At 63.5% G+C, this 24,417-nt stretch carries 20 protein-coding genes; 12 read left to right on the top strand and 8 right to left on the bottom strand.

Features of this window, described 5'->3' with window-relative positions; translation table 11 throughout:
• The first annotated feature begins 107 nt into the window (after positions 1 to 107).
• On the top strand, positions 108 to 938 hold the full coding sequence (locus tag Q8X51_RS23515; protein WP_407694554.1) for a N(5)-hydroxyornithine transformylase PvdF: 831 nt from the start codon (positions 108 to 110) through the stop codon (positions 936 to 938).
• 121 nt (positions 939 to 1,059) lie between these two features.
• On the opposite strand, the gene pvdO is transcribed toward Q8X51_RS23515, so the two are convergent.
• The 3 genes from pvdO to pvdM are packed head-to-tail and all read right to left on the bottom strand — an operon-like array spanning position 1,060 to position 4,604.
• A complete protein-coding gene (gene pvdO, locus Q8X51_RS23520) occupies positions 1,060 to 1,932 on the bottom strand; it encodes a dihydropyoverdine dehydrogenase (protein WP_315871652.1) in 873 nt (290 codons plus the stop codon).
• A gap of 32 nt (positions 1,933 to 1,964) precedes the next feature.
• The gene (gene pvdN / locus Q8X51_RS23525; RefSeq protein WP_065947712.1) at positions 1,965 to 3,236 is read right to left on the bottom strand and encodes a pyoverdine-tailoring periplasmic protein PvdN; all 1,272 of its coding nucleotides are present in this window, start codon (positions 3,234 to 3,236) and stop codon (positions 1,965 to 1,967) included.
• An 18-nt stretch (positions 3,237 to 3,254) separates the two neighbouring features.
• Positions 3,255 to 4,604, bottom strand: coding sequence for a pyoverdine-tailoring dipeptidase-like protein PvdM (gene pvdM, locus Q8X51_RS23530; RefSeq protein ID WP_065927966.1), 1,350 nt, complete (start codon positions 4,602 to 4,604; stop codon positions 3,255 to 3,257).
• A gap of 142 nt (positions 4,605 to 4,746) precedes the next feature.
• Here pvdM and pvdP point away from each other — a divergent pair, with 142 nt between their 5' ends.
• The gene (pvdP, locus tag Q8X51_RS23535) at positions 4,747 to 6,378 is read left to right on the top strand and encodes a pyoverdine maturation tyrosinase PvdP (protein WP_407694555.1); all 1,632 of its coding nucleotides are present in this window, start codon (positions 4,747 to 4,749) and stop codon (positions 6,376 to 6,378) included.
• Here pvdP and Q8X51_RS23540 read toward each other — a convergent pair.
• Entirely contained in the window at positions 6,314 to 7,597 is a 1,284-nt protein-coding gene (locus Q8X51_RS23540; protein ID WP_407694556.1) for a methionine gamma-lyase, read from the bottom strand. The two genes, pvdP and Q8X51_RS23540, sit on opposite strands and share 65 nt — an antisense overlap.
• Positions 7,598 to 7,720: 123 nt before the next feature.
• Here Q8X51_RS23540 and Q8X51_RS23545 point away from each other — a divergent pair, with 123 nt between their 5' ends.
• Together Q8X51_RS23545 and Q8X51_RS23550 are read left to right on the top strand one after the other, a co-directional pair.
• Positions 7,721 to 8,191 (top strand): Lrp/AsnC family transcriptional regulator, encoded by a 471-nt coding sequence (locus Q8X51_RS23545; RefSeq protein WP_065947715.1) that lies wholly within the window; start codon positions 7,721 to 7,723, stop codon positions 8,189 to 8,191.
• A gap of 100 nt (positions 8,192 to 8,291) precedes the next feature.
• Positions 8,292 to 8,729 carry a carboxymuconolactone decarboxylase family protein gene (locus Q8X51_RS23550; RefSeq protein WP_407694557.1) on the top strand — a complete coding sequence of 146 codons (438 nt, stop codon included), beginning with the start codon at positions 8,292 to 8,294 and terminating at the stop codon, positions 8,727 to 8,729.
• 4 nt (positions 8,730 to 8,733) lie between these two features.
• Here the strand turns inward: Q8X51_RS23550 and Q8X51_RS23555 are convergent, their stop codons facing one another.
• The gene (locus Q8X51_RS23555) at positions 8,734 to 9,504 is read right to left on the bottom strand and encodes an AraC family transcriptional regulator (protein ID WP_407694558.1); all 771 of its coding nucleotides are present in this window, start codon (positions 9,502 to 9,504) and stop codon (positions 8,734 to 8,736) included.
• A gap of 101 nt (positions 9,505 to 9,605) precedes the next feature.
• Between Q8X51_RS23555 and Q8X51_RS23560 the strand changes: the two genes are divergently transcribed.
• Positions 9,606 to 10,736, top strand: a complete 1,131-nt coding sequence (locus tag Q8X51_RS23560; RefSeq protein WP_407694559.1) for an MFS transporter — start codon at positions 9,606 to 9,608, stop codon at positions 10,734 to 10,736.
• Here the strand turns inward: Q8X51_RS23560 and Q8X51_RS23565 are convergent.
• On the bottom strand, positions 10,726 to 12,873 hold the full coding sequence (locus tag Q8X51_RS23565; protein WP_065947717.1) for a TonB-dependent siderophore receptor: 2,148 nt from the start codon (positions 12,871 to 12,873) through the stop codon (positions 10,726 to 10,728). The two genes, Q8X51_RS23560 and Q8X51_RS23565, sit on opposite strands and share 11 nt — an antisense overlap.
• Before the next feature lie 191 nt (positions 12,874 to 13,064).
• On the opposite strand from Q8X51_RS23565, the gene Q8X51_RS23570 reads away from it, so the two are divergent.
• Positions 13,065 to 13,844, top strand: a complete 780-nt coding sequence (locus tag Q8X51_RS23570; RefSeq protein ID WP_065927962.1) for an acetoin reductase — start codon at positions 13,065 to 13,067, stop codon at positions 13,842 to 13,844.
• A 328-nt stretch (positions 13,845 to 14,172) separates the two neighbouring features.
• Here Q8X51_RS23570 and Q8X51_RS23575 read toward each other — a convergent pair whose 3' ends face one another.
• Positions 14,173 to 16,032: a sigma-54-dependent Fis family transcriptional regulator gene (locus tag Q8X51_RS23575; RefSeq protein WP_407694560.1), complete on the bottom strand. Its 1,860-nt coding sequence runs from the start codon at positions 16,030 to 16,032 to the stop codon at positions 14,173 to 14,175.
• Between the two features lie 309 nt (positions 16,033 to 16,341).
• Here Q8X51_RS23575 and Q8X51_RS23580 point away from each other — a divergent pair, with 309 nt between their 5' ends.
• Genes Q8X51_RS23580 through Q8X51_RS23590 form a run of 3 tightly spaced genes read left to right on the top strand, consistent with a single transcriptional unit; the run spans position 16,342 to position 19,465 of the window.
• On the top strand, positions 16,342 to 17,319 hold the full coding sequence (locus Q8X51_RS23580) for a thiamine pyrophosphate-dependent dehydrogenase E1 component subunit alpha (protein ID WP_065927960.1): 978 nt from the start codon (positions 16,342 to 16,344) through the stop codon (positions 17,317 to 17,319).
• 26 nt (positions 17,320 to 17,345) lie between these two features.
• Entirely contained in the window at positions 17,346 to 18,365 is a 1,020-nt protein-coding gene (locus tag Q8X51_RS23585) for an alpha-ketoacid dehydrogenase subunit beta (protein WP_027606544.1), read from the top strand.
• Positions 18,362 to 19,465, top strand: a complete 1,104-nt coding sequence (locus Q8X51_RS23590; RefSeq protein WP_407694561.1) for an acetoin dehydrogenase dihydrolipoyllysine-residue acetyltransferase subunit — start codon at positions 18,362 to 18,364, stop codon at positions 19,463 to 19,465. Before Q8X51_RS23585 ends, Q8X51_RS23590 begins: the two co-directional genes overlap by 4 nt.
• Positions 19,466 to 19,579: 114 nt before the next feature.
• On the opposite strand, the gene Q8X51_RS23595 is transcribed toward Q8X51_RS23590, so the two are convergent.
• Complete coding sequence (locus Q8X51_RS23595; protein ID WP_065927958.1) at positions 19,580 to 20,467, bottom strand: helix-turn-helix domain-containing protein; 888 nt, start codon at positions 20,465 to 20,467, stop codon at positions 19,580 to 19,582.
• Positions 20,468 to 20,605: 138 nt separating this feature from the next.
• Between Q8X51_RS23595 and Q8X51_RS23600 the strand changes: the two genes are divergently transcribed.
• The 3 genes from Q8X51_RS23600 to Q8X51_RS23610 are packed head-to-tail and all read left to right on the top strand — an operon-like array spanning position 20,606 to position 24,367.
• Positions 20,606 to 21,964 carry a glutamine synthetase family protein gene (locus Q8X51_RS23600; RefSeq protein ID WP_407694562.1) on the top strand — a complete coding sequence of 453 codons (1,359 nt, stop codon included), beginning with the start codon at positions 20,606 to 20,608 and terminating at the stop codon, positions 21,962 to 21,964.
• A 22-nt stretch (positions 21,965 to 21,986) separates the two neighbouring features.
• Positions 21,987 to 23,075 carry a polyamine ABC transporter substrate-binding protein gene (locus tag Q8X51_RS23605; protein WP_027606540.1) on the top strand — a complete coding sequence of 363 codons (1,089 nt, stop codon included), beginning with the start codon at positions 21,987 to 21,989 and terminating at the stop codon, positions 23,073 to 23,075.
• The gene (locus tag Q8X51_RS23610) at positions 23,072 to 24,367 is read left to right on the top strand and encodes an NAD(P)/FAD-dependent oxidoreductase (RefSeq protein WP_407694563.1); all 1,296 of its coding nucleotides are present in this window, start codon (positions 23,072 to 23,074) and stop codon (positions 24,365 to 24,367) included. The genes Q8X51_RS23605 and Q8X51_RS23610 overlap by 4 nt, the downstream gene beginning before the upstream one ends.
• Positions 24,368 to 24,417: the final 50 nt, after the last annotated feature.

Consider the following 24,417-nt stretch of genomic DNA (forward strand, 5'->3'; position numbering starts at 1 on the left):
GCCCGGCGGTGCGGTTGGTGGATAAATTGACCGGCATCTGGTTCGTTCTTGTGGTGTAGGCGCACGCGTATTGGCGCGTGCCTGATCTATCCAGCGAGAGCGAAACAATGACGAAAAAGAATCTGGTGTACGTGTGGTCCCTGCGCAATGCCGCTGCCGACAAGGCCGGCCAGCCAGTGGCCTACAAGGACCACGAGCGCTACATGAAATCGGTGCTGGAGTTTCTGGTGGGATCGCTCAACGACACGTCCCTGGGTGACGCCTACAACCTGGTGGGCGTGGTGTATGACGACGATGAGCAGAACCCGCGCGACCAGCAGTTGGTGGTCGACTATGGGTTTGCCTATAAACCGGGGCGCCAGTGGCTTTATCCGGCGGATTTGCAGGTGCAGGGCCACCTGGTCAACGACCTGCTGTTGAGCGTGCCGTCCACCTATCGCCGCCTGCCACGGGGCAGCGCCGAGCATATCGCCGGCAAGCAGGACTTCGAACGCCGCCTGCATGACACGCTGGTGGAATTGAAGGCCGATATTGTGGTGCTGGACGGCCTGCTGGTGATCCTGGACGAGCTGGTGCGCCCCGGTGCGCCGTTTGCCCGTAAGATCATGAACATTCACCCCGGTATCACCCGTATCGAATCGCCCTATGAGCGCCGTGGGGCCTATGCGACCTGGAATGCGCTGTACGGTGCGCGTGGGTTGACGGTTACGGATTGGGTGACCAAGGCCACCACGCCATCCGAGCCGCTGTACCTGACCGGCGCCTCCTTCCACTACGTGGACAACGGCATCGACTCCGGCGAGGTGTTCCACGACGTACTCAAGACCGAGATCTCGCCGGACGACACCATCCTCGAATTGCGCTGGAACAACTTCAACAACAGCCTGTTCCCGGCGCTGCATGAAGGTTTGGAGTTGTTGGCGCAGAAGGGGGGCTAAGCCGCGCACGATTTGACTGTGGGAGGGGGCTTGCTCCCGATGACGGAGTATCAGTCAATGGCGATGTCGACTGCCGCACCCCATCGGGAGCAAGCCCCTCCTACATTAAATCCCGTCAGCTTTAGAGATCGCGCACTACCCTGAAGCCAATCCAATCCCCCCGCGTTTGCGGGTAGATGTTGTTGCGGTTGCCCGAGCGTGAAAACACCGGCGCTTCGCCCCAGTCATTGCCACGAATCTGGTAGCCCTCGCAGTTCGGCTCCATCCACGCGCTGCCATCCGTCGGTGCGCCGACATAGTTGGGGTGCTCGCAGTCGGCCACCCGCTCATAGACATTGCCATGCATGTCGTACATGCCAAACGCATTCGGCGGGTAGCTGCCTACCGGCGAAGAATAGCTGTACCCGTCCGCCGGCCCGTAGGTGTTGGCATGCTCGGCGATGCTGTAGCCCTTGCCCTCGTCGAACGGGAATGGGAATGGTCCGGCGGAGCCGGCGCGCGCGGCGTATTCGCGCTGGGCCTCGCTGACCATGTGGTACTGCTGGCCGGTTTTTTTCGACAGCCAGGCCACATAGTGCTTGATGTCGTCCATGTCCATGCACACCGCCGGCTGGCGCGGGCCCTGGGGATAGCGTGGCTTGCTGGCGATGCATTCGCGGCCGGGGCGGGTGTCGCCGTCGGCGATCTTCACGCCGGTCTGGCGGATATAGCTGTCCCATTCGCCGGCGGTGATGTGGAAGCGGCTCATGGCGAACGGCTTGGCGAAGGTCACGTCATGCATCGGGCCTTCGTCCGGCTCACGGCCGACTTCGTCTTCCGGCGTCCCCATGGTGAAGGTGCCGGCGGGCAGTACCACCATTTCCGGACAGTCCTTGCAGTCCTTGAACACTTTGCCCGGTTGCGGCGTGGCGGCCTGGGCCAGGCCCGGCAGCAGCGCGCCGCACAGGGCGGTCAGTGCCAGGGTCGTCAGAGGGTTGAGTCGCAGTGGCGTCATAGGGGCCTCTCGTGCAAAGGGAAAAAGGCGCGTCACAACCGCTGGCTGAGCAGGGTCATGAAACGCTGGATTTCGTCGGAGTTGTTGAGCAGGCCGGGCGCCGTGCGGATCACCGGGCCGACGTCGCGGTCCACCGCGTCGATCACCACGCGGTTCTTCTGCATGTAGGCTGCCACCCGATCACTGTCCTGGCCCTTGACCCGGAAGAAGGTAAAGCCGGCAGACAGTTCTGGGCTGCGCGGCGTGACCAGTTCGATCTGCGGGTGCGCCAGCAATTGCTCCTTGAGTTCGGCGTTCAGTCCATGGATGCGCGCCTGGACCGGCGCCTTGCCCAGTTGCAGGTGCAGCTTGAAGGCCTCATCCGCCGCCCAGCGATGCTCGAAAGCGTGATAGCCGCCGGGGGTCATGATGGTGGCGAAGTCCTTGTCTTCGGAGAAGGTCGGCACCATGGGCGTGACGTAGGTGTTTTCAGGGTTGCGCGCACACACCAGCCCGGTACCGCGCGGACCGAACATCCATTTATGGGTGCCGGCGATAAAGAAGTCGCAATGCATGTCTGGGAAGTCGAGGTTTTCCACGCCGAAACCATGCACGCCATCCACCACATAGAGGAGGCGGTCCTTGTCATCGCGGTTGCGGTTGTGCGCCGCCACCAGCTTGCCGATCTCGCCGATGGGCAGTTTTACGCCGCTGCCGGACTGTACCCAGGTCATGCCCAGCACGCGGGTGTTGGGGCGGATATTACGCTGGATATTGGCCAGCACCTCGTCGGCAGAAACCTGGCTGGCCCGCTCGAACAGCTTGATCCGGCGAACCTGGGTGCCTTCCTTGAGCACGCGAAAATCCAGCACGTTCTGGGTCGCGTAGTGCTCATGCACGGTGGTGAGGATTTCCTGGTCCGGGCGCACCTTGATGCCGCCATAGATCATCGCCAGGCCTTCGGAGGTGCTGCCGGTCAGGGCGATCTGCGCCGGGGTGGCCTTGAGGTAGCGGCCGGCCCATTCGCGTACCTGGCCTTCGCGCTTCCAGGTTTCCTCCAGGTCCCAGTCCATGGCGAGCCCTGGGTTGCGGTCGATCTGGGCGCGGTAACGCTCGATGGCCTCGCGTACCGGCCTGGGGTGCGAGGCCACCAGGAAGTTGGAGAAGTGCAGGTAATCCGGGTCCTGGTTGAACAGCTGCTTGAACACCGTCCATGGGGCATCCGTGGTGGTGGCAGCCAGTGCCTGCGGGATGAGTGCAGCGCCCAATGGCAGGCTGGCGGCGAATATCCCGGCCTGCTTGAGAAACGTACGGCGGTCAGTCATGGACTTGCTTCTAGGTGATTAGCGGTTGGCCAAGGGTTTGGCGGCTTTTTGTACCTGGTCCCAGACCCGCAGGAAGTTACCTCCCCACAGCTTGGCGATGTCGGCTTCGGAGTAGCCGCGCTGGATCAGTTCGGCGGTGACGTTGCGGATTTCGCCGACGTTGTTCCAGCCGTCGATGCCGCCGCCGTCGTTGAAGTCCGAAGCGATGCCGACGTGATCGATCCCGATCTTGCGCACGGTGTAGTCGACGGCGTCGCCCCAGTCCTTGAGCGTGGCCTTGGGTTCCTCCTCAAGAATCCCGTACAGCCCTTGGGCGTACTGGCCGAACTTCTGCTCCGGCCATGCCGCGATGATCGCGTCCCCCGGCATCAGGGCCATGGCCAGGTTGGGCAGCGGCGGCAGGTCGAAACGCGCGCGCAGGGTGTTGAGTTTGTCCTGGGTCGGCTGGCTCAGGGGGCGTATGTAGGCCGGGAAGCCCACCACCTGCACCACGCCGCCACTGTTCTTGATCAGTTGCAGTTCCTTGTCGCTGAGGTTGCGCGGGATGTCCACCGACGCGCGCGGTGCCGAGTGGGACGCCACCATCGGCGTGCGACTCAGCTGCGCGACTTGCTCCAGGGCCTTGGTCGACATCTGCGACACGTCAATGATCACCCCCAGGTCATTGAGGCGCTGCACCGCTTGCTTGCCGATGTCCGACAGGCCTTCGAGTGCATCGACGGAATCATTGAAAAACGGCAGTGGGCGCGATGAGTCGGACCAGGCGTTATTGCCGATATAACTGAAACCGAACATGCGCATGCCCCGGGCGGCCCACAGGTCCAGCTGATTCAGGTCATTGCCCAGCGGGTAGGCGTTGAGCATGCTGATAAAGATCGCGAACTTGCCTTCGCCATGCAGGCGTCGAAAGTCATCCGGGGTATAGGCGATGCCGACTTGATTGGGAAAGTCACGCACCATGCCGGAGATGATCTTGTAGCGCACCTCCTGCTCGTGGCGGGCTTCCTCGACAAAGCCGTCAGTAGGCTTGTGCGGGGCGTTGGGGCCATTCCAGATTTCCGGCCAGCCGAAGATCGTCAGGGCTGCGCCGGACAAGCGCCCGCGTGCCGCCTTGGCCAGGTCGAACTGGCCGCTGCCGTCCTTGTCCGCCTCGTTGCCGGCGGTGCCAAAATCCATGGGAACGGTGATATGGCTGTCGAACGACAGCAAGCGGTCCTGCAGTTCATTGGCCTGCTTGATCACGGCCAATGGGTAGCCGGCATTGCCCTTGAACCAATGATCCCAGGCCAGGAAGCCTGCGCCGGCACCGATGGCCAGTGCCAGCGGCAAGCCGATGTACAGCGCCTTTTTCGAACGTGGTTTTGTCATTGCCATCTCAGTCAGTTGAGGCCTTCGCTATCAGGGAAGAACGAGTGGTGCGCGGGGAAATTTAGGCGGCACGGGCAGGGCGGTAAATTTCCCCGGCCTGCAAACGTTCTAGCTCTGATAAAGCCGTTTCCTAAGGTAGACAATGACCATCTCTCGACGTGGGTTCATCGCAGGCCTGGCGCTGACCGGCGCGGCTGTGCCTGCCGCCTTCTATGCCCATCGCGAGTTGACGCGCGAAGAAGAATTGCCCATCACTCCCGGCGAAGCCACCGTGGACCTGGCCGACACCGCCGGGCAGCACCTGGCCAACACCTTGCGCGGGGTGTGGAGCCTGCGCCTGGAAGGCCGCGACGCCGGCCTCAAGGGCCTGCCGCTGCAAGGCCTGGAACTGCTGCTCGACATCGCCCCCCGTGGCCGTGGCCTGCGCGGCTACCTGGACACCGCCGCCAACCTGCGCGCCGACGGCGAACCGCGCTACCGCGTGCTCGGTGACCTGCTGACGGGCGAGGGCGCCTTGCTCTACTGGCGCCTGATCGACCGCGATGCCCTCGACGGCAGGCCCGCCTATGAGTTCAAGATGACCCTCGATGAAGTCTGGGCCGACTTCGCCAACGCCGGCAGCGGCACCCTCAGCGGGCACATCCTCGACCTGGATCGGCCCCTGGCCTTGACCGAACGTGACAACCGCTTTATCGCCCACAAACAGCTGTTTCCCGAAGCCCGCCAACGCATCGGCCTTAACCCGACCCTGCTGGCCTGGCTGATTGCTCCGGAGCACCGCCTGTTTCACCAGCTGTGGCACGCCACCCGTGACCAATGGCACAAACTCTCCGAAGAAAAACGCGACGCCCTGCGCGGCATCGGCTGGCAACCCGGCCCGCGCGGCAAGGAGCGTGACGCCCGTGGCAAACACAAAGACCGCAACGGCTCGGGCATCGATTTCTTCTTCATGCACCGGCATATGCTCGGCACCGCGCGTTCCATGCAGGATCTGCCCTCGTGGCCTGTATTCCCCGAACCGCAACCGGCGCTGGAGCGCGACCGCTTGGGTTTCCTGCGTTACTTCGACAACCACGACGGCTTCGCGCTGCCGCCCACCTGGTCAGCCCCGGACGACAGCGAATACACCCAGTGGGTCAGCGACATCAAGGCCGCCGAGACCTACCACAGCAACTTCCAGGTCTGGGAATCGCAGTACCGCGACCCGCGCTACCTGGCCAAACTGACCTTGGGCCAACTCGGCTCCGAAATGGAACTGGGCCTGCACGACTGGCTGCACATGCGCTGGGCCTCGGTGCCCCGCGACCCGTCCAACGGCGCGCCGGTACCCCTGGCCCGCGACCCGGCAGACTTTGCCCCGCGCTGGTACGCGGCAGAAAACGACTTCCTCGGCGACCCGTTTTCATCCCATGTAAACCCGGTGTTCTGGCACTTCCACGGCTGGATCGACGACCGTATCGAAGACTGGTACCGCGCCCACGAACGCTTCAACCCCGGCGAAGTCAGACGCCTGGACGTCAACGGCGTGGCCTGGTTCGCAGCGGGACGCTGGGTCGAAGTCGGCGACCCGTGGCTGGGCCCGGACACCCATGGCTGCAGCACCACCCCGGGGTTGCGGATGGGCAAGTCGATGGAGATGGACCCGGAGACCATGAAGCTCGCCTTGCGCATTACCTTTGGCGAGGACGAGCACCTGTTGCAGGGCCTGTTCAAGCGCGTGCCGAAGCGGCCTTGGTATGCGCGGCATTTGAAGGTGAAGGCGCGAGAGGCTTGAGCGTTTGGCGTGGCACGGTGCGGGTGCACTTGGCCAGCGCCTGCTGCACGTCCGCCAACAGGTCGGCAACGTCCTCAAGCCCGACCGATAAACGCACCAGCCCTTCGCTGATGCCGTGGTGCGCGCGTTCTTCCGGGGTGTAGGTGCTATGGGTCATGCTCGCCGGGTGCTGGGCCAGTGACTCGGCGTCGCCGAGGCTGACGGCGCGGGTGAACAGCTTGAGGGCATTCATGAAGCGTCGACCGGTGTCGATCCCGCCCTTGAGTTCGAAGGCGATCATGCCACCGGCCTGGCTCATCTGCCGCGCCGCCAATGCGTATTGCGCGAAGCTGCGCAGCCCCGGATACGTCACCCACTCCACGGCGGGATGCGCCTGCAAGGCTTCGGCCACGGCCTGGGCGTTGCTGCAATGGCGGTCCATGCGCAGGGCCAGGGTCTTGAGGCCGCGCATCAACAGGGACGCGTCTTGGGGCGACATCACCGCACCGGTCAAGTCCTTGAGGCCTTGCAGGCGAATACGCTGGGCCAGTGCCTGGTTGCTGACGGCAATGCCGGCGGTGATGTCGCCATGGCCGCTGAGGTACTTGGTGGCCGAGTGCACCACCACATCGGCGCCCAGTTCCAGGGGCCGTTGCAGGTACGGCGTGCAGTAGGTGTTATCGACCACCACGGTCACGTTCGGCTGTTGATGGGCGAGGGCGGCCACGGCGGCGATGTCCACCAGTTGCAGGGTGGGGTTGGCCGGGGTTTCGCAGTAGACCATGCGGGTGGCGGGGCTGAGTGCCGCTTGCAGGGCCGCCAGGTCGGTGAGGTCCACGTGACGCACCTTGATGCCGAATTCGCCGATACCGTGATGCAGCAGGGCGAAGGTGCAGCCGTAGAGCGTCTGGCTGACGATCACCTCATCGCCTGGGCGCAGCAGGGTCCAGAACGTCGCGGCAATCGCGCCCATGCCCGAACTGAACGCCACCGCCGCTTCGCCGTTTTCCAGGCTGGCCATGCGGGACTCCAGCAGCGCCAGGGTCGGGTTGGAAATGCGCGTATAGAAATGGCCGCCGGCCTCACCGGCAAAACAGGCGGCGCCGTATTCGGCAGTGGGAAAGGCAAACGTGGCCGACAGGTAGATCGGCGGCACGAGTGCGCCGTGGTGGGCCTTGGGGTCGTAGCCGTGGTGGATGGCACGGGTGGAAAAGCCGAATGCATTGTGTTTAGTGTTCATGTCGGGCGCTCCTTATTTCCTACAATGCTATGCTTATAACCACGGCTGGATTTTCCAAACTTTGCCGAGAAATCCCTTGTCCTGGGATGAAAACTCGCTAAAAACAATAAACAGAGGCACGTCATGCCCATCACGCTGGATCGCACCGACAAGGCGTTATTAAACGCCCTGCAAGGCAATGCCCGTTTAACCGTGGCCGAGCTGGCCGAGCGCGTGTCCCTGACCACTTCACCGTGCTGGCGACGGGTCAGGAACCTGGAGGAAAGCGGGGTGATCAGCGGCTACCAGGCGATCCTCTCGCCCAAGGCGCTGGGGTACGGGGTGACGGCGTTTGTCAGCATCATGATGGAGAGCCACACCCAGGAAATCGCCCGGGCGTTCGAGCAACGCCTGTTGGATATTCCGGAAATCGTGGCCTGTCATAACGTGTCGGGACGCTATGACTTTTTGCTCGAAGTGGTGGCCAGGGATCTGGAGTCGTTCGGCGAGTTTGCGCGGGAGGTGTTGCAGACGCTGCCGTGCGTCAAGGAGATTTATTCGAGTTTTTCCTATAAGTCGGTGCGACCGTTGCGGGTGATTCCATTACCAGGTTGATCGCACCATTGGTCACCTGTTCTTCCCCGTAATTGGCTATTTCTCCCGTATGGCCCGGTGGCTAACCTAGCCACCACTTCCCACCGTTCCGGAGTTCCGCATGCAAGCCCGTACCGATTTCTACACCGCTTCCCCAGACGCCATGAAAGCCATGCTCGCCCTGGAAGCCGCCGTCGGCAAACTCTCCATCGAGCTGCCATTGCTGGAACTGATCCGCCTGCGGGTCTCTCAGATCAACGGCTGTGCCTTTTGCCTGGACATGCACACCGCCGATGCGCGCAAGGGCGGCGAGACCGAGCGCCGTTTGTACACCCTGTCGGCCTGGCGTGAAACGCCGTTCTTCACCCCGCGTGAGCGCGCCGCCCTGGCCTGGGCCGAAAGCCTGACCCTGCTCAGCCAGACCCACGCTCCCGACGAGCAGTTCAACGCACTGGCCGTCGAATTCAACGCTCAGGAGCAGGTCGACCTCAGCGTGGCGATCGCCACCATCAACAGCTGGAATCGCCTGGCCGTGGGGTTCCGCAAGATGCCTGAATAAGGCTTCAGCCTGATTTGAAATAGCCGCGCGGCGTGGTGCCGGTCATGCCCTTGAAGAAGGCGATCAACGCGCTGTCGCTGGCAAACCCCAGTTCAAAGGCGCAGTAGCCGATGCTGCGCCCGGTGGCGAGCAGCTCGATGACGCGCATCAAGCGCCACTGCTGGCGCCATTGCTGATACCCCAGGCCGGTTTCCCGCAGGAAGATCCGGCCGATGGTCTTGGTGCTGGCGCCGATCTGCTTTTCCAGGTCTTGCAGCGTGGGCGGCAATCGTTTCAGATTGGCCAGCAATGGCGCCAGGCGCTTGTCCCGTGGCAAGGGCAGGAGCATCGGTTGCTCGGCCGCACCCTGGATATCTTCCAGGCACAGCGCCAGCAAATGGGCATATCGGCCTGTGTGCCAATCGGTTTCGAAAGGGGCCATGGCCATCGGTTCCAACACCGCCCGCAGTAAGACGCTCACTTCGATCACCCGTACCTGTGTCGGCAACTGGGTGGCCATGGCCGGGCTTACGTACACCGAACGGTAATCGACGGCCTTGCTCATCACCGCGCGGTGATGCACGCCGCAAGGTATCCACGCTGCACGGGTCGGCGGCAACAGGCACAGTTGATTGTCCAGGGTAATGCGGGTGCAGCCCTGTTGGGTAAACAGCAGTTGACCGCGACGGTGCAAGTGCAGGCCGGAGTCATGGTCACCGAGGAGGGCGGCGATGCCAATGACGGGCGCCGGGTAGCTGTCCGGGTCGAACGATGCGTCGGCGGCGAGCCAAGCCATGGGTTTGTCCGATTTCATGGGTTAATTGTCGAAGTCTGGATAATACCCCAGCCCACGCTGCTTAAAATCCTTCCGATTGTTTTCCTGTGAAGGTCCTGTCCATGACATCGAAAAACCTGTTGGTGCTGGCCGTGGCGTTGCTGATGTTTCCGCAATTGGCCCAAACCCTCTACAGCCCGGCCCTGGGCGATATCGGCCAAGCCTTCGCGGTCGGGCCTGAACGCGCCGGGCAGACCCTGTCGGTGTACTTTCTGGCGTTTGCGTGCGGGGTGGTGGTATGGGGCCGGTTGTGTGATCGCTGGGGCCGGCGCCCGGTGATGTTGGCCGGGCTGGGGCTGTATGTTGCCGCCACGCTGCTCGCCTTGAGTGTGAGTACGTTCAACGGCTTGCTGTTGGCCCAGGCTCTCGCGGCCTTTGGTGCTGCAGTCGGTTCGGTGGTCACGCAGACGGTATTGCGCGACCGCTTCCACGGCGCGCAGTTGGCCCAGGTGTTTTCCGTGATGGGCATTGCCCTGGCTGCCAGCCCGGCACTTGGCCTGTTCAGTGGTGCGAGCCTGGTGCAGTACTTCGGCTATCGCGGCATGCTCACGGGCTTGCTGTTGATGGCGGCGGTACTGTGGGTCGCCTGCGTATGGGTCTTGCCCGAGACGCGTGCGGCCTTCTTGCCGACCTCACCGCTGGGCCAAACCGTGGGCCTGATGCTCAGGGATACGGGGGTATGGCGTTCCGTCGGCCTGGTGGCAGCGTTCAATATTGCGCTGTTTAGCTACTACAGCGTGGGGCCGTTTATCTTTGCGCGGCTGGGTTTGTCCGCTGCCGAATTCGGCTACAGCGGTGTGTTGCTGGCGCTTGGATCGGGGCTTGGGGCGTGGCTGAACAAGGCCTTGCTCAAGCGTGGCATGAATGGCGAGCAGTTGGTGTTGGCCGCTGCCGGGGTGGCGTTGCTGGGCGGCCTGTCAGTACTGATGCTGCAAGACAGCTGGCTGTTCGTATGGCCGATGCTGCTGGTGGTGCTGGCGTTCGGCATGGCGATCCCCAACGTACTGGGGGCGGCGCTGGTGGCGTATCAAGATCGCCTGGGCACCGCCGCTGCGGTATTTGGCTTGCTCTATTATTTGGTGATTGGCGCCGGACTCACCCTGGTGGCCTGGGCGCAGGACCTTGGCTGGAGCCTGTTGACCTGCGGCCTGACGGCGCTGTGGCTGGCAGTGCCGCGGGTGTTCAGAAGTTGACCGAAGCACTCAGGCGCGCCGTCAGCGGCGCGCCCTGGAACAGATAGTCATCGCCCATGTACTCGCCCGCGTCGCGCCAGTAGCGCTTGTCGAACAGGTTGTCGACGCTCAGGCGCAGCACCGTCTCGTAGCCGTCGACCTTGGTGGTGTAGCGGCTGCCGACGTTGACCACCGCATAATCCCCCACCTCCACATTGCCGCTGCGGTTGGCGTACTTCTTGGCGCTGTATTGCACGCCGCCGAGCACCGCCAGGCCATTGACCCACGGCAACGCATAATCGGCGTACACACTGGCGCGCAGCTTGGGCACGTTGATCGCCTGGTGGTCTTCGTATTCCGGTGTGCCGCTGCCGCTTACCCGTGCACGAATCGCCGCCACGCTGGTGGAAATCTGCAGGCGGTCGGTGGCCCAGCCGTTGGCCGACAACTCCACGCCGGTGTTCTTCTGCTCGCCCTGTTGCACATAGGTAAAGGTAGCGGCGCCATCCGGCCTGGCGTACTGGTAGGCCTGGCGTGTCTGGAACACAGCGGCGGCGAAGCTGATGCGGCGCCAGTCGTATTTCACCCCGGCCTCGATTTGCCGCGAGGTGGTAGGGGCCAGGGTTTCATCGGCGTTGCTGGCAAACCACGGCGCAGTGCCGCCCAGGGACAGGCCTTTGCTGTAACTGGTGTACAGCGAGATATTTTCTACGGGTTTGTAGATCAATGCCGCCTGGGGCAGAAACACGTATTGCTGGGTATGGCGGGCCTGGTTGCCAGTGACACCGTCGAAGGCTTTTTCATCCAGGCGCACTTCGCGGCCACCGAGGATGGTTTGCCATTGCTCGTTGAAGCGGATGCGGTCGGTGACGAACAGGCCGTACTGGCGGCTGTCGAGGGTGCGATGGCTGTCGTTCAACGGCTTGTCGGTGGGCGTGAACGTCGGCGCGTCAGCGTCGATATTGGCCGTGCCGATGTACTCGTTGACGGACTTGCGCTTGTCGATCACCCGGCGAAACGCGCTGGTGCCGAAGGTCAGTTCATGGCCGATGCCGGCGGTGTCGAACAGGCCGGTCATCGCCGCCTGGACTTCATCGTCACGGCGGGTGTCGTCGGGGCTGCGGTAGTCGTAGACGTCGTAGTTGCCTGCGGGCGTAAAGTGGTTGCCGACACCGTTGGTGTCGCCGCCCCAGGCAAACGAACTGTAGTCATCGATCACCACCTTGCTGCGCGCGGCGCTGACGCTGCCTTTCCACTGGTCGCTGAAGCGGTATTCGAAGGTGCCGTTGAGGTTCAGCGAATCGATGCCGACCTGCCTGGAGCCGCTCTGGTGGCCCAGCAGTTTTTTCGGCGAGGCGTCGTGGGGCACCTCGGTGCCGCCCAGCAACTGGTAGCCCGGTACCGAGCGCTGTTGCTTGTTCTGGTATTCCGCGTCCAGTTGCAGCACCGCGTCGGGGCTGATGTTCCAGTCGAAGGCCAGGGACACGAAGTCGCGCTGGCCGTTGGCGTGCTCCACATAGGAATTAAGGTCTTCATGGGCGACGTTGGCGCGCAGGCCGAATTGCTGCTCGCTGCCAAACCAGCCACCCACATCGGTGGCGATATAGCCACTGCCGCGGTCATCGGTGGACACCGTCACCGAGCGCACATCTTCCGGGCGCTTGGTCACGTAGTTGATCACGCCGCTGGGTTCGGAAATCCCGCTCTGCAAACCGGCCAGGCCCTTGAGCACTTCCACCTGCTGCTTGTTTTCCAGGGCGACGTTCTGCTCGCCGGTGATGGTGCGCCCGTTGATCTTGTAGCTGCTCGCCGCATTCAGCGAGAAACCGCGCACCACGAAATTCTCGTAGTAGCCGATGGGGGCGTAGCTGTCGCCCACCGAGGCGTCGTTGCGCAGCACCTCACTGAGCAGGCGCGCTTGCTGGTCCTTGATCAACGCGGCATTGATCACTGTGATCGAGGCCGGGGTGTCCAGCAGCGGCGCCTCGTTGAAGCCGCCGACCGAGGCGGTGTCTGCGCGATAGCCTGACGCGTCCTCGCCCTGGACCTGCACCGCCGGCAGCTCGAGTTGTGCCGCCCAACTGTTGCCGATCCCGCCGCTGAGCAGCAGGCCGAGGGCGAAACGTGTACTGACGACAGGACGAAAACGCAAAACCATGGGGGAGGGCCTTAAAGCGCAGGGCGGGGGGCGCATAAGCTAGGCATAACGGCCAGGTTTTACAAGCGTTCGGTACACGGGCGTGCGCTGAGACAGGGCGTCTCAACGCCTATGCCAAACCCGTTGCGCCTCGACAGCCCGTGCGCGTACCTGCGATAGACAACGTTCTCTCATCGTTGCAGGAGATTGTCATGAGTATCGCTGGAAAAGTTGCGCTGGTGACTGGCGCCGGGCAGGGCATTGGTCGGGCCATCGCCCTGCGCCTGGCACAGGACGGTGCCGACATCGCCCTGGTCGACATCAATGGCGCCAAGCTCGAAGCCGTGGCCGCCGAAGTCGTGGCCCTGGGGCGCAAGGCCTCGGTGTTTATCGCCGACGTGTCCAAGCGCGACCAGGTGGTGGCGGCGGTCGAACACGCACACCAGACCCTCGGCGGCTTCGACATTATCGTCAACAACGCCGGGGTCGCGCAGATCGACGCGCTGCTGGACGTCAGCCCGGAACAGGTCGAGCGCACCCTGGGCATCAATGTGCAGGGCGTATTGTGGGGCATCCAGGCTGCCGGCAGGAAATTCAAGGCGCTCAAACAGAAGGGCAAGATCATCAATGCCTGTTCCATCGCCGGCCACGAAGGCTTCGCGCTGCTGGGCGTGTACTCGGCCACCAAGTTCGCCGTGCGCGCCTTGACCCAGGCGGCGGCCAAGGAACTGGCGAGCGCCGGGATCACGGTCAACGCCTACTGCCCGGGCGTAGTGGGCACCGATATGTGGGTGGAGATCGACAAGCGCATGGCCGAGATTACCGGGGCTGAAGTGGGTGCGACGTATAAGAAGTACGTGGATGGGATTGCCTTGGGCCGTGCGCAAACGCCGGAGGATGTGGCGGGGTTGGTGGCCTACCTGGCGGGACCGGACGCGGATTACATGACCGGGCAGGCGCCGTTGATCGATGGCGGGCTGGTTTACCGCTGATCTCCCAAGGCCTACGGTGTTAAATGTGTGAGGGGGGGGCGACGATTCGACTGCACCCGATCAGCATGGGTATCTACACAACTTGAGCGAGCCTTCTGCGTAGATACCGCCTTATCCAACACCACGCAAATCCGTAGCAGCTGCCGAGCGCAAGCGAGGCTGCGTCGGCCGCGCCTCGAGCCTGAATCGGCCGCGCGCCTGACGCAGCCTCGCTTGCGCTCGACAGCTGCTACGCACTATTTCTATTGAAGTTGTGTAGATACCCATGCTGATCGGGGGCAAGTCGAATCGTCGCACCGCCCCTCCCACATTGTTGACCCCCGTTGTGTCAGTGCTTGCCGGGCATGTCGATGCCCAGTTGGTTGACTCGGCGGTAGAGGGTGGCTCGGGAAATGCCCAACGCCTGCGCCGTCGGCAACGGCTTCCAGCGATGCCGGATCAACGCGTCCAGTACCACCTGGCGTTCCGGGCTCACGCTAGGTTCCGCGGCTGGCGAAACCTGCTCCCCACGCACTTCCACCGGCAAGTCCGCCAACTGGATGGTGCCGCCTTCACATACCGCACAGGCATACGCCAGCGCGTGGTGCAGCTGGCGCACATTGCCCGGCCAGGCATAGCCCAGCAGGCGTTCCAGCGCGGCTTGGCCGATGCCGACCGAGACGCCGCTGCCGCGTGCTTGCTGCTCCACCAGCCGGTTGATCAATGCCAGTTTGTCACTGCGCTCGCGCAGCGGCGGCAGGTAGAAGCGTGCGCAGCCGAGGCGGAAGTACAGGTCTTCGCGAAAGCGCCCGTCGCCGACCAGCACGGCCAGGTCGCGGTGGCTGGCGCAGATCACCTGAATGTCTACCGTGCGGGTCTTGGCCCCGCCCAGGGGCGCGACTTCACCCTCGGCCATCACCCGCAGCAGGCGCGTCTGCAACGCCAGCGGCATATCGCCGATTTCATCGAGGAACAGGGTGCCGCCATCGGCCTGCACCAACAGCCCCGGCATGCCTTTGCTGGACGCACCGGTAAAGGCCCCGGCCACGTAGCCGAACAGCTCGCTTTCAATCAGGTTCTCGGGGATCGCCGCGCAGTTCACCGCCACAAAGGGCCCTGTTCGCCGGGCGCTGCGTTCGTGCAGCTGGCGGGCGAACACTTCCTTGCCGGCGCCGGTTTCCCCCTGCACCAGCACCGGCAGGTTGCGGTCCTTGACGCGCACGGCCAGGCGCAGGTGTTCTTCCACCCGTGGGTCGACCTGGGTGTGCGCAACGGGCCGTGACGGTTTGCGGCGCGGCGCGTTGACCCGCACGTGCAGCATGCCAGGCTCGCCCAGCCATTGCAGGTGTTGGGTTGATTGATCGGTGGCCGAGCGCAACGCATCCAGGTCGAACACTTCGCCGATATGCTCCGGCACCTGGCCGAAACGCCGGCGCAGTGCCTGGCGCGCCTTGCTATTCAGCGCGTGCAGGCGCCCGTCCTGGTCCCAGGCCAGCAGCAGGTCGGGCTGGCTGTCCACGTAGCCCGGTGTGCTGTGGGCCTGGAGCACCCAGTGCTCGCGGGCGCTGTGCATAAAGAAGGCGTTTTCGATGGCCAGGGCACTCTGGGCCACCATCTGCCGCACCAGGTGCTGGCTGCGCCGGTCATCCGGGGATTTGAGCGCCGAGGCATCCATCACCCCCAGCAGGTTGCCCTGGGAGTCGAAGATCGGCGCGGCGGAGCAGGTCAAACTGATGAAGGCGGCGCGGAAGTGGTCGCGCTTGTGCACGGTCACTGCGGCCTTGCTGGTCAGCACCGTGGCCACGCCGCAGGTGCCTTCCTCGGCTTCCGACCAGCAGGTGCCGAGGTACAGGCCGGCTTTGCGGCAGTCGCTGCGAATGGTGGTGTCGACGCGGTGGTCGATGGTCTGGCCCTGGGCGTCGGTGAGCATCACGCAGTAGTCGGCGTGGCGCACCCGGTGGTGCAGTTGCCCGACTTCCTCGCCGGCGATGCGCATGAACAGCTCGGCGCGTTCGCGGCATTCCTTGAGCAAGGGTTCGGTAAGGATGCGTGGCCCCTGCAGCGAGCTGGGGTCGAGGTGGTGTTGTTCAATGGAACGCCGCCATGAATCGAAAATCAGCGACGGCACCGGCGCCTGGGGCAGGCGATCGGCATTGCGGACCACGCGACTGACGCAGTCGACGTGCTCCCTGGAGTTCGCGGCGAGCATAAGGCCTCCGGTTCTCGATCTTTGTTGTTATGCCCGCCATTAAGCGCCCGTGGGCGCGAGGGGACAAGGGCGACCTGACCAACAGCCCCGCGTGAGACGCGGCGTCTCATTCCGGCCGAGACGCCGCCTGCACAGTGCAATGCACCGTCTCATTCTGCACAGGCATACCGTCCCGGCACAACCGCACGGCACTGCTCTGGATCAAGGCTTTGCCAGGTTTCATCGCACCTTGGCACAGGCTGTGCTGAACCGCTTGCAGCTGGCCGCAGCCAGCCTTTTGTGTGTCGAGACAACCTGGAGAACAACAAGATGTCCACCCACCTGTCCACCGATCAATTGCTGCATGCCTACACCGTGATGCGCACCATCCGTGATTTCGAAGAACGCCTGCATGTGGAATTCGCCACCGGCGAGATCCCCGGTTTCGTGCACCTGTATGCCGGCCAGGAAGCCAGCGCAGCGGGGGTCATGGCCCACCTCAACGATGAAGATTGCATCGCCTCAAACCACCGTGGCCATGGCCATTGCATCGCCAAGGGCGTGGATGTGTTTGGCATGATGGCCGAGATCTACGGCAAGAAAACCGGCGTGTGCGGAGGCAAGGGCGGCTCCATGCACATCGCCGATCAGGAGAAGGGCATGCTCGGCGCCAACGGCATTGTCGGGGCGGGTGCGCCGTTGGCGGCGGGCGCCGCGCTGGCCTCCAAGCTCAAGGGCAGCCAGGGCGTGGCGGTCGCATTTTTCGGCGACGGCGGCTCCAACGAGGGCGCGGTGTTCGAGGCGATGAACCTGGCGTCGATCATGAAACTGCCGTGCCTGTTCGTTGCCGAGAACAACGGCTATGCCGAGGCCACCGGTTCCGGCTGGTCGGTGGCGTGCAAGGACATTGCCGAGCGGGCGGTGGGCTTTGGCATGCCGGGGGTGATTGTCGATGGCAATGACTTCTTTGCCGTACACGCGGCGTTGGGCGTGGCCGTGGAGCGTGCACGCAAAGGCGACGGGCCGACCTTGGTGGAAGTCAAGCTGAGTCGCTTCTACGGCCACTTCGAAGGCGATGCACAAACCTATCGTGGCCCGGACGAGGTGAAGAACCTGCGCGAATCCCACGACTGCCTCGCACTGTTCCGCCAGCGCTGCAATGCCGAAGGCTGGCTTGACGCGGCCCAATTCGAACGTATCGACGGCGAGGTCGCGCAGTTGATCGACGACGCCGTGCGCCTGGCCAAGTCCGATCCCAAGCCCCAGGCCGCCGACCTGCTCAGTGATGTCTACGTCGCCTACCGCTAATAACTACAAGACTCGGAGAGAATTTCATGGCTCGCAAAATCAGCTATCAGCAGGCAATCAACGAAGCCCTGGCCCAGGAAATGCGCCGCGACCAGAGCGTGTTCATTATCGGCCAGGACGTCTCCGGCGGCACCGGTTCCCCCGGCGAGCAGGACGCCTGGGGCGGTGTGCTCGGCGTGACCAAGGGCCTGTACCCGGAGTTTCCGGACCGCGTACTCGATGCGCCGTTGTCCGAAGTCGGCTACGTCGGCATGGCCGTCGGCGCCGCCACCCGTGGCATGCGCCCGGTGTGCGAATTGATGTTCGTCGACTTTATCGGCTGCTGCCTCGACCAGTTGCTCAACCAGGCCGCCAAGTTTCGCTACATGTTCGGCGGCAAGACCACCACGCCGCTGGTGGTGCGCGCCATGTACGGTGCCGGCCTGCGCGCCGCCGCCCAGCATTCGCAGATGCTCACCTCGATGTGGACGCACATTCCCGGCCTCAAGGTGGTGTGCCCGGCCACGCCGTATGACGCCAAGGGCATGCTGATCCAGGCGATCCGCGACAACGACCCGGTGATCTTCCTCGAACACAAGATGCTCTACAGCCTCCAAGGTGAGGTGCCGGAAGAGCTTTACACCGTGCCGTTCGGCGAAGCCAACTTTGTGCGCGAAGGCCGCGACGTGACCCTGGTGACCTACGGCCGCATGGTGCATATCGCCCTGGAAGCCGCCGCCAACCTGGCACGCCAGGGCATCGACTGCGAAGTGCTGGACCTGCGCACCACCAGCCCGCTGGACGAAGACAGCATCCTCGAGAGCGTGGAGAAAACCGGGCGCCTGGTGGTGATCGACGAGTCCAACCCGCGCTGTTCCATCGCCACCGACATCAGTGCGTTGGTGGCCCAGCAGGGCTTCTCGTTCCTGCGTGCGCCGATCGAGATGGTCACCGCGCCGCACACGCCGGTGCCGTTTTCCGATGCGCTGGAAGACCTGTACATCCCCAACGCCGCGAAGATCGAGGCCGCCGTGCTGAAGATCGCCGACAAGAGGAACGCCGCATGATCCATACCTTGACCATGCCCAAGTGGGGGCTGTCGATGACCGAAGGCCGCATCGACGTCTGGCTCAAGCAGCCCGGCGACCGGGTGGAGAAGGGCGAGGAAGTGCTGGACGTCGAGACCGACAAGATCTCCAGCAGTGTCGAGGCGCCGTTCAGTGGTGTGCTGCGCCGCGTGCTGGCGCTGAGCGACGAGACCTTGCCGGTGGGCGCGCTGCTGGGGATCGTGGTGGAAGGTGAGGCCAGCGAGGCGGAGATCGATGCGGTGATCGAAAGCTTCAACGCCGGGTTCGTCTCAAGCAGCGCCGAAGCCGAAGCCACCGGGCCGAGTGCGCAGAAGGTCGAGGTGGGCGGGCGCTTGCTGCGCTATCTCGACCTGGGCGACGGCGGTACGCCGCTGGTGCTGGTGCATGGCTTTGGCGGCGACTTGAACAACTGGCTGTTCAACCAACCGGCCCTGGCCGCCGAGCGCCGTGTGATCGCCCTGGACCTGCCGGGGCATGGCGAGTCGGGCAAGCATCTGCAAACCGGTGACGCCGAAGAGCTGAGCCAGGCTGTGCTGGCCTTGCTCGATCACCTCAAGCTCGACCGCGTGCACCTGGCCGGGCACTCCATGGGCGGCTTGGTCAGCCTGACGCTTGCCGGCCAGGCGCCGGCGCGCGTTGCCTCGCTGACCCTGATCGCCAGCGCCGGGCTGGGTGCGGACATCAATGGCGATTACTTGCAAGGTTTCACCGAAGCCAATAACCGTAACGCGCTCAAGCCGCAACTGATGCAACTGTTCAGCGACCCGGCGCTGGTGACGCGGCAGATGCTGGAGGACATGCTCAAGTTCAAGCGGTTGGAAGGGGTGGACCAGGCGCTTCGTCAGCTCAATGCCCAACTGTTCGAGGATGGGCGCCAGCGCCTGGATTTGCGCAACGTAGTGGGGCAGCAACCGAGCCTGGTGATCTGGGGCAGTGACGATGCAATCATCCCGGCCGGCCATGCCCAGGGGCTGGAGGCCCAGGTGGAGACTCTGCCGGGGCAGGGGCATATGGTGCAGTTGGAGGCGGCGGAGCGGGTTAACCAACTAATCTCAACCTTCCTAAAATCCCAACCTTGAAATGCAATTCAATGTGGGAGGGGGCTTACCCCCGATTGCGGTAGTTCAGATACAGAGATGTTGACTGACCCATCGCCATCGGGGCAAGCCCCCTCCCACATTTTCAGATGCATTTCAAAGTGAGTGCTTGAGGGTTTCGCTCGGCAGCTCTTTGAACAACGCTCGATAGCTGTTGGAGAACCGCCCCAAATGCCAGAACGACCAATTCATCGCCACCTCGGCCACGGTCGTTCCGGCACCGCTCAACAATTCCCGCCGTGCCCCGTTCAACCGGCGCAGGCGCAACCACTGCGCCGGGCTCATCCCGGTGTAGGTCTTGAACCCTTGTTGCAACTGGCGCAGCGGTACGCCGGCAATCCGCGCCAGTTCCAACAGGTTGACGGTTTCGTCCGGCGCATCCGCCGCCCACTCGCCTATGCGCGCCATCAACCGGCGTTCTTCACTGCGCTTTTGCAATGAGCTGCGATCCAGGCACACGCAGGCGTTGTCGAGGATGAACAGGCAGTCGTCGAGCAGTTGCTGAGTGAGGGAAACGGGGTCGATGACCGTGGACAAGCGCGTCAGGGTGCCACTCAGCCAGCGGCTGAACAGCGCGTTCTGCTGGCAGGTCAGCGGCGCCATGAACAGGCCTTCCAGCGTCTCCACATCCAGGCCGTGGCGCTGCACGAATTGCGGCCCGAACACCACCGCCACTTCGCGGTAGTTTTCCGGGGTGATCCAGGTGTTGCGGCTTTCGCCATTGAGCAGATACAGCGCGTTGTCGCTGCCATCGAAACAGAACGCCAGCGCGCCCGGCGGTGCGTTGAAGTGCTGCTCCACACGGGTGTTCATGCTCTCTTCGTACACCTGCACACCGTGCAGGTCGAGGTAGCGGACGCGCCCGGCAAAATGCCCCGGGGACATCTGCTGGTACTGCTGCACCCAACCGGGTGTCGCACGGCATTGGGCGGCCACATCAGCGGTGGTGAAGGCCTGTACGCGCAAAGCGGTTGCCTGGGTCATGGGTGATCCGTGCGCACTCTATTGGTGCGTTGTGCTGCGTGCAAAGTGGATAGATGGCCTGTGAAGGCTGGCCCAAGATAGACCTCAATGCGCCGCGAGTACAAGCCGGCGCAGCACCCACCCCATGATGAGGTCCTTATGAACGCCCCCTTCGATCAGCTGTCCGCCTGGCTGAAAGAACACAAGATTACCGAAGTCGAATGCGTGATCAGTGACTTGACTGGCATCGCACGCGGCAAGATTGCGCCCACCAACAAGTTCCTGCATGAGCGAGGCATGCGCCTGCCGGAGAGTGTGTTGCTGCAAACGGTAACCGGGGACTTTGTCGACGACGAGATCTACTACGACCTGCTGGACCCGGCCGACATCGATATGGTCTGCCGCCCGGTGGCCAACGCGACCTACGTGGTGCCGTGGGCCATCGAGCCCACCGCGATTGTGATCCACGACACCTTCGACAAGCATGGCAACCCCATCGAACTGTCGCCGCGCAACGTGCTGAAGAAAGTCCTGCAGCTTTACACCGACCGGGGCTGGCAGCCGATTGTCGCGCCGGAAATGGAGTTTTACCTGACCCAGCGCTGCGAAGACCCGGACCTGCCGCTGAAAACCCCGATTGGCCGGTCCGGCCGTGCCGAAACCGGGCGCCAGTCGTTCTCCATCGATGCGGCCAACGAGTTCGACCCGCTGTTCGAAGACGTCTACGACTGGTGCGAAGCCCAGGGCCTGGACCTCGATACGCTGATCCATGAAGACGGCCCGGCGCAGATGGAAATCAACTTCCGCCACGGCGATGCCCTCGACCTGGCCGACCAGATCACCGTGTTCAAACGCACCCTGCGCGAAGCCGCGCTCAAGCACAATGTGGCCGCCACCTTCATGGCCAAGCCGGTGGCCGACGAGCCCGGCAGCGCCATGCACCTGCACCAGAGCGTGGTGGAGATCGCCACAGGCAAGCCGGTGTTTGTCGACGCCGACGGCAACATGAGCCCGCTGTTCCTGCACCATATCGGCGGCCTGCAGAAGTACATCCCCAAGCTGTTGCCGATGTTCGCGCCCAACGTGAATTCGTTCCGCCGCTTCCTGCCGGACACCTCGGCGCCGGTCAATGTGGAGTGGGGCGAAGAAAACCGTACTGTCGGCCTGCGCGTGCCCACCTCGAGCCCGGATGCGATGCGCGTGGAAAACCGCCTGCCGGGCGCCGATGCCAATCCCTACCTGGCCATTGCCGCCAGCCTGCTGTGTGGCTACCTGGGGATGATCGAGCAGATCGAACCCAGCGCCCCGGTAGAAGGCCGCGCCTATGAGCGCCGCAACCTGCGCCTGCCGTTCACCCTCGAAGACGCCCTGGCGCGGATGGAGGACTGCGACACGGTCAAGCAGTACCTGGGCGACAAGTTCGTGCGCGGCTTCGTCGCGGTCAAGCGCGCCGAGCACGAGAATTTCAAGCGGGTGATCAGTTCCTGGGAGCGTGAGTTCCTGCTGTTGAGCGTCTAAAAAACACAAAAGGGGTGTCGATATGCGTCTTGTGAACAAGCTTCTTCCGCTGGCCCTGGTGGCCGCGTTCAGCGGTGCCGGCCAAGCCGCGCCGACGGTGAGCGTCTACAACTGGACCGACTATATCGGCGAGACCACCCTGGCGGATTTCCAGGCCAAGACCGGGATCAAGGTGATCTACGACGTGTTCGATTCCAACGAAACCCTGGAGGGCAAGTTGCTCGCCGGTCGCACCGGCTATGACGTGGTGGTGCCCTCCAACCACTTCCTGGCGCGCCAGGTAAAGGCCGGCGCGTTCCTCAAGCTCGACCGTTCGCAGTTACCCAACTTCAAGAACCTCGACCCCAAGCTGCTCAAGCTGCTGGAGAAAAACGACCCGGGCAATGCGCACTCGGTGCCGTACCTGTGGGGTACCAACGGCATCGGCTACAACGTCGACAAGGTCAAGCAGGTGTTGGGTATCGATCATATCGATTCCTGGGCGGTGCTGTTCGAACCGGAGAATCTCAAGAAGCTCAACCAGTGCGGCGTGGCCTTCCTCGACTCGGCGGATGAGCTGTTCCCGGCGATCCTCAACTACATGGGCAAGGACCCGCGCAGTGAGAACCCCGAGGACTACCAGCAGGCCGAGGCCAAGCTGTTGACGCTGCGGCCGTACATCACCTACTTCCATTCCTCCAAGTACATTTCGGACCTGGCCAACGGCGATATCTGCGTGGCGTTCGGTTATTCCGGTGATGTATTCCAGGCCGCCAACCGCGCCAAGGAAGCCAGGAACGGCGTGAATATCGCCTACTCGATTCCCAAGGAAGGCTCCAACCTGTGGTTCGACCTGCTGGCGATCCCGGCCGATGCGAGTCACCCGAAAGAGGCCCATGCCTTCATCAACTACCTGCTCGACCCTGAAGTGATCGCCAAGGTCAGCGCCTCGGTCGGTTACGCCAATGCCAACCCGGCGGCGAAGGCGTTCATGGCCCCGGAACTGGTGAACAACCCCGAGGTGTACCCGTCCCAGGCCGTGCTCGACAAACTCTATATTTCCACCACGCCGACCCCGGCGACCATGCGCCTGATGACGCGCGCCTGGAGCAAAGTGAAGACCAACAAATGACCCTATCCAGCGACCACGCCCGTTCCTACTACCTTGCGTCGGCGAATGCCATGCCGGAGCGCCCGGCACTGGGCGCCGACCTGAGCGCCGATGTCTGTGTGATCGGCGCTGGTTTTACCGGGGTCAACACCGCTATCGAACTGGCCCAACGCGGGCTCTCGGTGATCCTGCTGGAGGCCCGGCGTATCGGCTGGGGCGCCAGCGGGCGCAATGGCGGGCAGTTGATTCGCGGGATCGGCCACGATGTGTCGGGGTTCGCCAAGTACGTGGGCGAGGAGGGCGTGCGTTACCTGGAACGGGCCGGGATCGAATCGGTGGCCCTGGTGGGCGAGCGCATTCGCGAGCACGGGATCGACTGCGACTTGCGCTGGGGATTTGCCGAGCTGGCCAACACCCCGGCGCAGTTCGCTGCGTTCAAGGGCGAGCAGGACAGCCTGGCGCGCCTGGGTTATGTGCATGAAACCCGCCTGGTGGGCCCGCAGGACATCCGCGACGTGGTGGATTCGACGCAGTATGCAGGCGCCTTGGTGGACATGGGCTCCGGGCACCTGCACCCGCTGAACCTGGTGCTCGGCGAGGCGCAGGTGGCCGAGTCCCTTGGGGTGCGGATCTTTGAGCACACCGAAGTGCTGGAACTGATCCACGGCGACACGGTGCAGGTGCGTTGCGCTGGCGGCACGGTACGCGCGGCCAGCCTGGTATTGGCCTGCAATGCGCACCTGGAGGAACTGGAACCGCGCCTGAGCGGCAAGGTGCTGCCGGCGGGCAGCTACATCATCGCCACCGAGCCGCTGTCGGTTGCACAGGCCAATCAGTTGATCCCGCAGAACCTGGCGCTGTGCGACCAGAAAGTCGGCCTGGATTACTACCGGTTGTCCGCCGACCGTCGCCTGTTGTTCGGCGGCGCCTGCCATTACTCGGGGCGCGATCCCAAAGACATCGCGGCCTATATGCAGCCCAAGATGCTCAAGGTGTTCCCGCAATTGGCCGACACCGCCATCGCGTTCCAGTGGGGCGGCAGGATCGGCATCACCGCCAACCGTTTCCCTCAGATCGGGCGGCTCAAGCAATACCCGAACGTGTTCTACGCCCAGGGCTATTCCGGGCATGGGCTCAACGTGACCCACTGGTGCGCGCGGCTGCTGGCCGAAGGCATACACGCGGGCCACAGCCAGGGCCTGGATATTTTCAGCCAGGTGCCGCACATGACCTTTCCCGGCGGCAAGGCGTTGCGCTCGCCGCTGCTGGCGTTGGGAATGGCGTGGCATCGCTTGCGGGAATTGATGCATTGAAGTCCGGGGCGTGGCAGGCTGTGCACGACGTTTTCCTACGACTTTTGGAG

The sequence above is a fragment of the Pseudomonas sp. Yb2C2 genome, from assembly GCF_052112325.1.
Taxonomy (GTDB): Bacteria; Pseudomonadota; Gammaproteobacteria; order Pseudomonadales; family Pseudomonadaceae; genus Aquipseudomonas; species Aquipseudomonas marginalis.

Excerpts from the sequence above, each read along its gene's own strand:
- Q8X51_RS23515 (WP_407694554.1), top strand. The coding sequence starts at position 108 with ATGACGAAAAAGAATCTGGTGTACGTGTGGTCCCTGCGCAATGCCGCT.
- pvdO (WP_315871652.1), bottom strand. The coding sequence starts at position 1,932 with ATGACGCCACTGCGACTCAACCCTCTGACGACCCTGGCACTGACCGCC.
- pvdN (WP_065947712.1), bottom strand. The coding sequence starts at position 3,236 with ATGACTGACCGCCGTACGTTTCTCAAGCAGGCCGGGATATTCGCCGCC.
- pvdM (WP_065927966.1), bottom strand. The coding sequence starts at position 4,604 with ATGACAAAACCACGTTCGAAAAAGGCGCTGTACATCGGCTTGCCGCTG.
- pvdP (WP_407694555.1), top strand. The coding sequence starts at position 4,747 with ATGACCATCTCTCGACGTGGGTTCATCGCAGGCCTGGCGCTGACCGGC.
- Q8X51_RS23540 (WP_407694556.1), bottom strand. The coding sequence starts at position 7,597 with ATGAACACTAAACACAATGCATTCGGCTTTTCCACCCGTGCCATCCAC.
- Q8X51_RS23545 (WP_065947715.1), top strand. The coding sequence starts at position 7,721 with ATGCCCATCACGCTGGATCGCACCGACAAGGCGTTATTAAACGCCCTG.
- Q8X51_RS23550 (WP_407694557.1), top strand. The coding sequence starts at position 8,292 with ATGCAAGCCCGTACCGATTTCTACACCGCTTCCCCAGACGCCATGAAA.
- Q8X51_RS23555 (WP_407694558.1), bottom strand. The coding sequence starts at position 9,504 with ATGGCTTGGCTCGCCGCCGACGCATCGTTCGACCCGGACAGCTACCCG.
- Q8X51_RS23560 (WP_407694559.1), top strand. The coding sequence starts at position 9,606 with ATGACATCGAAAAACCTGTTGGTGCTGGCCGTGGCGTTGCTGATGTTT.
- Q8X51_RS23565 (WP_065947717.1), bottom strand. The coding sequence starts at position 12,873 with ATGGTTTTGCGTTTTCGTCCTGTCGTCAGTACACGTTTCGCCCTCGGC.
- Q8X51_RS23570 (WP_065927962.1), top strand. The coding sequence starts at position 13,065 with ATGAGTATCGCTGGAAAAGTTGCGCTGGTGACTGGCGCCGGGCAGGGC.
- Q8X51_RS23575 (WP_407694560.1), bottom strand. The coding sequence starts at position 16,032 with ATGCTCGCCGCGAACTCCAGGGAGCACGTCGACTGCGTCAGTCGCGTG.
- Q8X51_RS23580 (WP_065927960.1), top strand. The coding sequence starts at position 16,342 with ATGTCCACCCACCTGTCCACCGATCAATTGCTGCATGCCTACACCGTG.
- Q8X51_RS23585 (WP_027606544.1), top strand. The coding sequence starts at position 17,346 with ATGGCTCGCAAAATCAGCTATCAGCAGGCAATCAACGAAGCCCTGGCC.
- Q8X51_RS23590 (WP_407694561.1), top strand. The coding sequence starts at position 18,362 with ATGATCCATACCTTGACCATGCCCAAGTGGGGGCTGTCGATGACCGAA.
- Q8X51_RS23595 (WP_065927958.1), bottom strand. The coding sequence starts at position 20,467 with ATGACCCAGGCAACCGCTTTGCGCGTACAGGCCTTCACCACCGCTGAT.
- Q8X51_RS23600 (WP_407694562.1), top strand. The coding sequence starts at position 20,606 with ATGAACGCCCCCTTCGATCAGCTGTCCGCCTGGCTGAAAGAACACAAG.
- Q8X51_RS23605 (WP_027606540.1), top strand. The coding sequence starts at position 21,987 with ATGCGTCTTGTGAACAAGCTTCTTCCGCTGGCCCTGGTGGCCGCGTTC.
- Q8X51_RS23610 (WP_407694563.1), top strand. The coding sequence starts at position 23,072 with ATGACCCTATCCAGCGACCACGCCCGTTCCTACTACCTTGCGTCGGCG.